The sequence below is a fragment of the Amycolatopsis ponsaeliensis genome, from assembly GCF_030182635.1.
Lineage (GTDB): Bacteria > Actinomycetota > Actinomycetes > Mycobacteriales > Pseudonocardiaceae > Amycolatopsis > Amycolatopsis ponsaeliensis.
Window position 1 is genome coordinate 1 of sequence record NZ_JAPZLD010000110.1, and the last position, 5,232, is coordinate 5,232.

At 55.9% G+C, this 5,232-nt stretch carries 3 rRNA genes; all 3 read left to right on the forward strand.

Features of this window, described 5'->3' with window-relative positions:
- The first annotated feature begins 117 nt into the window (after positions 1 to 117).
- Positions 118 to 1,638: ribosomal RNA gene (locus QQ657_RS56375) — 16S ribosomal RNA — on the forward strand.
- A gap of 327 nt (positions 1,639 to 1,965) precedes the next feature.
- Positions 1,966 to 5,089 (forward strand): 23S ribosomal RNA (locus QQ657_RS56380).
- 82 nt (positions 5,090 to 5,171) lie between these two features.
- A 5S ribosomal RNA gene (rrf, locus tag QQ657_RS56385) occupies positions 5,172 to 5,232 on the forward strand; the annotation flags it as partial.

The window sequence follows — 5,232 nt, forward strand, 5'->3', positions numbered from 1 at the left end:
GTGTGTTGCTTGAGAACTCAACAGTGTGCTAGTGAACTAAGCCAGTAGAGCTTATGTATTGAACCTCGTATGAGGTTCCTTTGAGAGCAAAGTATTTTGCCTCGATTAAACTGTTCATTGTTGGAGAGTTTGATCCTGGCTCAGGACGAACGCTGGCGGCGTGCTTAACACATGCAAGTCGAACGCTGAACCACTTTCGGGTGGGGATGAGTGGCGAACGGGTGAGTAACACGTGGGTAATCTGCCCTGCACTCTGGGATAAGCCTTGGAAACGAGGTCTAATACCGGATATCACCTCCTACCGCATGGTGGGTGGTTGAAAGTTCTGGCGGTGCAGGATGAACCCGCGGCCTATCAGCTTGTTGGTGGGGTAATGGCCTACCAAGGCGACGACGGGTAGCCGGCCTGAGAGGGTGACCGGCCACACTGGGACTGAGACACGGCCCAGACTCCTACGGGAGGCAGCAGTGGGGAATATTGCACAATGGGCGCAAGCCTGATGCAGCGACGCCGCGTGAGGGATGACGGCCTTCGGGTTGTAAACCTCTTTCGCCAGGGACGAAGCGCAAGTGACGGTACCTGGATAAGAAGCACCGGCTAACTACGTGCCAGCAGCCGCGGTAATACGTAGGGTGCGAGCGTTGTCCGGATTTATTGGGCGTAAAGAGCTCGTAGGCGGTTTGTCGCGTCGGCCGTGAAATCTCCACGCTTAACGTGGAGCGTGCGGTCGATACGGGCAGACTTGAGTTCGGTAGGGGAGACTGGAATTCCTGGTGTAGCGGTGAAATGCGCAGATATCAGGAGGAACACCGGTGGCGAAGGCGGGTCTCTGGGCCGATACTGACGCTGAGGAGCGAAAGCGTGGGGAGCGAACAGGATTAGATACCCTGGTAGTCCACGCTGTAAACGTTGGGCGCTAGGTGTGGGCGACATCCACGTTGTCCGTGCCGTAGCTAACGCATTAAGCGCCCCGCCTGGGGAGTACGGCCGCAAGGCTAAAACTCAAAGGAATTGACGGGGGCCCGCACAAGCGGCGGAGCATGTGGATTAATTCGATGCAACGCGAAGAACCTTACCTGGGCTTGACATGCGCCAGACATCCCCAGAGATGGGGCTTCCCTTGTGGTTGGTGTACAGGTGGTGCATGGCTGTCGTCAGCTCGTGTCGTGAGATGTTGGGTTAAGTCCCGCAACGAGCGCAACCCTTATCCTACGTTGCCAGCGCGTTATGGCGGGGACTCGTGGGAGACTGCCGGGGTCAACTCGGAGGAAGGTGGGGATGACGTCAAGTCATCATGCCCCTTATGTCCAGGGCTTCACACATGCTACAATGGCTGGTACAGAGGGCTGCGATACCGCGAGGTGGAGCGAATCCCTTAAAGCCGGTCTCAGTTCGGATCGCAGTCTGCAACTCGACTGCGTGAAGTCGGAGTCGCTAGTAATCGCAGATCAGCAACGCTGCGGTGAATACGTTCCCGGGCCTTGTACACACCGCCCGTCACGTCATGAAAGTCGGTAACACCCGAAGCCCATGGCCCAACCCCTTCGGGGGAGGGAGTGGTCGAAGGTGGGACTGGCGATTGGGACGAAGTCGTAACAAGGTAGCCGTACCGGAAGGTGCGGCTGGATCACCTCCTTTCTAAGGAGCACAACACATCCATGTTCCCGGGATACCCGGACCAAGAGCGTGGGGTGGCTGGGGTTTAACACTCGAATGCAGTGTTGCCTCGGTTGCTCAAGGAATTGTGGAACTACTGGTTATGGTCACTCTTGGTTGGCAATGCCTCGCCTAGTACTGATCCGTAAGGGTCGTGGAACGGAGGGCCGGCGCCTTGGAGGGTGATTGTTCATGAAGCACACTGTTGGGTCCTGAGGCAACACGCCTCAGGGCTGGACACAGCCCTGGAACGTTGTTTGTTTCTGGTGTGGTGTTTGAGAACTGTAGAGTGGATGCGAGCATCTTTGTGGTCAAGTTGTTAAGGGCACATGGTGGATGTCTTGGCTTCAGGAGCCGATGAAGGACGTAGGAGGCTGCGATAAGCCTCGGGGAGCTGTCAACCGAGCTGTGATCCGAGGATTTCCGAATGGGGAAACCCAGCACCAGTGATGTGGTGTTACCCGCACCTGAATATATAGGGTGTGTGGAGGGAACGCGGGGAAGTGAAACATCTCAGTACCCGTAGGAAGAGAAAACAACCGTGATTCCGTGAGTAGTGGCGAGCGAAAGCGGAAGAGGCTAAACCGTGTATATGTCAAGCTGTCAGGCGTTGTGTATGCGGTGTTGTGGGACCCACCTTGAAAGGACTGACATCTTTTCGGGTTGTTGTGCTGGTTAGTGGAACCGCTTGGGATGGCGGGCCGGAGTGGGTGAGAGCCCCGTACGCGAAAACCAGTTTCAAGGACCTTGGTGGTGTTCCCGAGTAGCAGCGAGCTCGTGGAATTTGCTGTGAATCTGCCGGGACCACCCGGTAAGCCTAAATACTTCCTGAAGACCGATAGCGGACGAGTACCGTGAGGGAAAGATGAAAAGTACCCCGGGAGGGGAGTGAAAGAGTACCTGAAACCGTGTGCCTACAAGCCGTCAGAGCTGTAATGGTGATGGCGTGCCTTTTGAAGAATGAGCCTGCGAGTTAGTGCTGCGTGGCGAGGTTAACCCGTGTGGGGTAGCCGTAGCGAAAGCGAGTCTGAATAGGGCGAATGTAGTCGCGTGGTCTAGACCCGAAGCGGAGTGATCTACCCATGGCCAGGGTGAAGCGACGGTAAGACGTCGTGGAGGCCCGAACCCACTTAGGTTGAAAACTGAGGGGATGAGCTGTGGGTAGGGGTGAAAGGCCAATCAAACTCCGTGATAGCTGGTTCTCCCCGAAATGCATTTAGGTGCAGCGTCGCATGTTTCACCACGGGGGTAGAGCTACTGGATGGTCTAGGGGCCTTACCGGGTTACCGAAATCAACCAAACTCCGAATACCGTGGTGTGAGAGTGCGGCAGTGAGACGGCGGGGGATAAGCTTCGTCGTCGAGAGGGAAACAGCCCAGAACACCAGCTAAGGCCCCTAAGTGTGTGCTCAGTGGGAAAGGATGTGGGATTGCCCAGACAACCAGGAGGTTGGCTTAGAAGCAGCCACCCTTGAAAGAGTGCGTAATAGCTCACTGGTCAAGTGGTCCTGCGCCGACAATGTAGCGGGGCTTAAGCACACCGCCGAAGCTGTGTCATTCATGCAATACATCGGCTTGAGGCCTTGAGTCTCTTGTCTAGTGGTATGGATGGGTAGGGGAGCGTCCTGCATCCAGGGAAGCCGTGGCGGAAGCTAGCGGTGGAGGGTGTGGGAGTGAGAATGCAGGCATGAGTAGCGAATGCAGAGTGAGAAACTCTGCCGCCGGATGACCAAGGGTTCCTGGGCCAGGCTAATCCGCCCAGGGTAAGTCGGGACCTAAGGCGAGGCCGACAGGCGTAGTCGATGGACAACGGGTTGATATTCCCGTACCCGAGCATGTGCGCCCATGACGAGGCGTTTGATACTAACCACCCAAAGCCGCTGTTTGAAGCCTTCGGGTGGATGATGGTGTGTGGAGCGTGGGACCTGATTTCGTAGTAGTCAAGCGATGGGGTGACGCAGGAAGGTAGCTCCGCCAGTGAGTGGTAGTACTGGTGTAAGCGTGTAGGCCGGAACATAGGCAAATCCGTGTTCCGTATAGGCTGAGACGTGATGCGTAGCCGTTTGAGGCGAAGTAGAGTGATCCTATGCTGCCGAGAAAAGCCTCTAGTGAGTGCATGCACGGCCCGTACCCCAAACCAACACAGGTGGTCAGGTAGAGAATACCAAGGCGATCGGGTGAACTGTGGTTAAGGAACTCGGCAAAATGCCCCCGTAACTTCGGGAGAAGGGGGGCCAAACATCCTGAAGCCTTTCTCGGGCTAGGGGTGGGTGGCCGCAGAGACCAGCGGAAAGCGACTGTTTACTAAAAACACAGGTCCATGCGAAGTCGCAAGACGATGTATATGGACTGACGCCTGCCCGGTGCTGGAACGTTAAGAGGACCGGTTAATCCACTTTGGTGGGTGAAGCTGAGAATTTAAGCGCCAGTAAACGGCGGTGGTAACTATAACCATCCTAAGGTAGCGAAATTCCTTGTCGGGTAAGTTCCGACCTGCACGAATGGCGTAACGACTTTCCGGCTGTCTCAACCACAGGCCCGGCGAAATTGCACTACGAGTAAAGATGCTCGTTACGCGCGGCAGGACGGAAAGACCCCGGGACCTTTACTATAGTTTGGTATTGGTTTTCGGTTCGGCTTGTGTAGGATAGGTGGGAGACTGTGAAGCGGTGACGCTAGTTACTGTGGAGTCGTTGTTGAAATACCACTCTGGTCGAATTGGGAATCTGAACCTCGGGCCATGATCTGGTTCAGGGACAGTGCCTGATGGGTAGTTTAACTGGGGCGGTTGCCTCCTAAAGAGTAACGGAGGCGCCCAAAGGTTCCCTCAGCCTGGTTGGCAATCAGGTGTTGAGTGCAAGTGCACAAGGGAGCTTGACTGTGAGACAGACATGTCGAGCAGGGACGAAAGTCGGGACTAGTGATCCGGCACCTCCTGGTGGAAGGGGTGTCGCTCAACGGATAAAAGGTACCCCGGGGATAACAGGCTGATCTTGCCCAAGAGTCCATATCGACGGCATGGTTTGGCACCTCGATGTCGGCTCGTCGCATCCTGGGGCCGGAGTAGGTCCCAAGGGTTGGGCTGTTCGCCCATTAAAGCGGCACGCGAGCTGGGTTTAGAACGTCGTGAGACAGTTCGGTCCCTATCCGCCGCGCGCGTAGGATACTTGAGGAAGGCTGTCCCTAGTACGAGAGGACCGGGACGGACGAACCTCTGGTGTGCCAGTTGTTCTGCCAAGGGCATGGCTGGTTGGCCACGTTCGGAAGGGATAACCGCTGAAGGCATCTAAGCGGGAAGCCTGTTCCAAGATGAGGTATCCCACCCCTTTGTGGGTTAAGGCTCCCAATAGACCATTGGGTTGATAGGCCAGAAATGGAAGCGCAGTAATGTGTTGTCGAGTTGACTGGTACTAATAGGCCGAGGACTTGTCTACGAAGGTGTTACGCATCCACTCTACGGTTCTGAAACACCACACGGCCCTCGTGTTTGTGGGGGGTGTGGTTGTTTGATAGTGTTTCGGTGGTTTTAGCGTCAGGGAAACGCCCGGTCCCATTCCGAACCCGGAAGCTAAGCCTG